Genomic DNA, 2,979 nt, shown 5'->3' with positions numbered 1-2,979 from the left:
TAGCGGCGCAGCTGCGCACCCAGGCTGCGCTCCAGTGCCGCTTCATCCAGCGCAGTGGCCGTGCCGACCATGCGCACCACGTTCTCGTAGGTGTTGAGCAGGCGGCGTGCGTCGCCGTCCGCGTAGGTGATGAGGCGCTGCGCGGCCTCGGGGGTCGGCGCGGCGGCCTGGAGTTCGGCGCGGGCGGTGGCCAGCAGCGTGCCCAGATCGTCCTCGGACAACGGTTGCAGCACGTGGACCGTCGCCCGCGACAGCAGTGCGGAGTTGACCTCGAACGACGGGTTCTCGGTCGTCGCGCCGATGAAGGTGAACAGGCCGGACTCGACGTGGGGCAGAAAGGCGTCCTGCTGCGCCTTGTTGAAGCGGTGCACCTCGTCCACGAAGACGATGCAGCGCCGCCCCTGCGCCTGTGCCACCCGCGCCTGCTCGACCGCATCGCGAATGTCCTTCACGCCACCGAGCACGGCCGAAATCTGCACAAAGCGGCTGTCAAAGGCATCGGCCATGAGCCGCGCCAGCGTCGTCTTGCCCACGCCGGGCGGGCCCCACAGGATCATCGAGTGCGGCCGGCCCGATTCGAATGCCACCCGCACCGGCTTGCCTGGTCCGAGCAGGTCGTGCTGGCCGATGACCTCGTCGAGGTGGCGCGGGCGCAGGCGCTCGGCGAGCGGGGCGTCGGCGACCGGAGCCGGTGCCGCCGCGGGTGCCGGATCGGTGTCCGGCAGGTCGCCGAACAGATCGCCGATCGGAGTGGTCACTGCTGCAGCACGTCAGCGCCCGAGGGCACCGTGAACTTGAAGCGGGCCGGCGCCAGCGCCACATTCGGCTCGAAGCGGCCGAAGTCCAGCCGCGAGCGCTGGCCGAGGGCATCGACCAGCTCGATCGCCGCCAGCTCCTTGCCGCGAAAGCCGACCCGCAGCTGGCGGATCTGGCCCTCCTTGGCCCTGGGCTGGGCCTGCACCCACTGCAGGCCACCCGCGTCCGCGTCGGCCTGGAGCGTGAAGTCCCGGTCCAGGTTGCCGCCGGCCAGCAGCGCCGCCGGGGTCGAGCCGAGCACCTGGTCGAAGGCGCGCACCGTCACCTGGTTCAGATCGACGTCGTAGAGCCAGACCTTCTGCCCATCGGCGACGATCTGCTGCTCGTAGGGCTTGGTGTACTCGAAGCGGAAGCGGTTGGGCCGCTGGAACTCGAACTCGCCCGACGAGGTCTTCTTCTTCGCTCCGTCCGGTGCGGTGACGACCTGCGTGAACGGTGAGCGGCCGGACTGCACCGTCTGCACGAAGCTGCGCAGCGCGTCGACCGCATCGGCACGGGCCAGCACGGGGCTCAGGACCGCGAGCGCCAGCACGGCGCCGCGCAGCAGCACAGCCTTCGGGGACTTCGGGGGATTCAGCATCATTCGTTGTTGCGCGCCGGGACGAGGAGGTCACGGTTGCCATTGGTGGACATGCTGGATACGAGTCCGGATTGCTCCATTTGTTCCAGCAGGCGGGCCGCGCGGTTGTAGCCGATGCGCAGGTGGCGCTGCACCAGCGAGATCGAGGCCTTGCGGTTCTGCAGCACGACGGCCACGGCCTGGTCGTACATCGGGTCGGCCTCGGCGTCGCCGCCGCCGCCTTCGGCGTTGGTGTCGTTGCCGCCATCGCCGTCGAGCACGCCGCCTTCGAGGATGCCTTCGATGTAGTTCGGCTCACCCTGCGTCTTCAGGTATTCGACGACGCGGTGCACCTCGTCATCGCTGACGAAAGCGCCGTGCACGCGGATCGGCACACCGGAACCGGGCGAGAGGTACAGCATGTCGCCCTGCCCCAGCAAGGCTTCCGCGCCCATCTGGTCGAGGATGGTGCGGCTGTCGATCTTGCTGGAGACCTGGAAGCTCAGGCGCGTGGGGATGTTGGCCTTGATCAGGCCGGTGATGACATCGACCGACGGGCGCTGCGTCGCCAGGATCAGGTGGATGCCGGCGGCGCGGGCCTTCTGCGCCAGCCGGGCGATCAGTTCCTCGATCTTCTTGCCGACGACCATCATCAGGTCGGCCAGCTCGTCGATCACCACCACGATGTGCGGCAGGCGGTCGAGCGGCTCGGGCTCCTCGGGCGTCAGGCTGAACGGGTTGGGGATCAGCTCCTCGCGCTCGGTGGCATCGGCGATCTTCTTGTTGTAGCCGGCGAGGTTGCGCACACCCATCTTGCTGAGCAGCTTGTAGCGCCGCTCCATCTCGGCCACGCACCAGTTCAGCGCGTTCGAGGCCTGCTTCATGTCGGTGACAACCGGGGCGAGCAGGTGCGGAATGCCTTCGTAGACGCTCATTTCCAGCATCTTCGGGTCGATCAGGATCAGGCGCACATCGCTGGCGTCGGCCTTGTAGAGCAGCGACAGGATCATGCTGTTGATGCCCACCGACTTGCCGGAGCCGGTCGTGCCGGCCACCAGGCAGTGCGGCATCTTGCCCAGATCGGCCACGAACGGCTGGCCGACGATGTCCTTGCCGAGGCCGAGCGTCAGCAGCGAGGCCGCGTTGGTGTAGATCGGCGCGCCGAGCACCTCGGACAGCCGGATGATCTGGCGCTTGGCGTTCGGCAGCTCCAGTGCCATGCAGTTGCGGCCCGGAATCGTCTCGACCACGCGGATCGACACGAGGCTGAGCGAGCGCGCGAGATCCTTGGCGAGGTTGACGATCTGCGAACCCTTGACGCCAGTGGCCGGTTCGATCTCGAAGCGCGTGATCACCGGGCCGGGCATGGCGGCGATGACCTGCACCTCGACGCCGAAGTCCGCGAGCTTGCGCTCGATCATGCGGCTGGTGGCCTCCAGCATCTCGGGCGATGTGGTCTCGGTGGCGGGCGTGGCCAAGTCCAGAAGGCCGACCTGCGGCAGGTGGGCGGGACCGTCGATCGGCGTCAGCACGGGCACAGACACCGGAGAGGACGAAACCGCCACGGCGACACGCGCAGGTGTCGGTACCGGCATCGGCATCGG

At 68.3% G+C, this 2,979-nt stretch carries 3 protein-coding genes; all 3 read right to left on the bottom strand.

All coding sequences use genetic code 11. From position 1 onward, the window contains the following. The coding region (locus tag AB3X43_RS07710; protein WP_369429270.1) for an AAA family ATPase at nucleotides 1-758 on the bottom strand (758 nt) is incomplete at its 3' end. Beyond that, nucleotides 755-1,396, bottom strand: a complete 642-nt coding sequence (lolA, locus tag AB3X43_RS07705) for an outer membrane lipoprotein periplasmic chaperone LolA (RefSeq protein WP_369429269.1) — start codon at nucleotides 1,394-1,396, stop codon at nucleotides 755-757. The genes AB3X43_RS07710 and lolA, both read right to left, overlap by 4 nt. After that, the coding region (locus tag AB3X43_RS07700) for a DNA translocase FtsK (protein ID WP_369429268.1) at nucleotides 1,396-2,979 on the bottom strand (1,584 nt) is incomplete at its 5' end. The genes lolA and AB3X43_RS07700, both read right to left, overlap by 1 nt.

The organism is Sphaerotilus sp. (assembly GCF_041083715.1).
Lineage (GTDB): Bacteria > Pseudomonadota > Gammaproteobacteria > Burkholderiales > Burkholderiaceae_C > Sphaerotilus.
The sequence above is the reverse complement of the archived record's forward strand: the minus strand, read 5'-3'. Positions and strand labels throughout refer to the sequence as shown.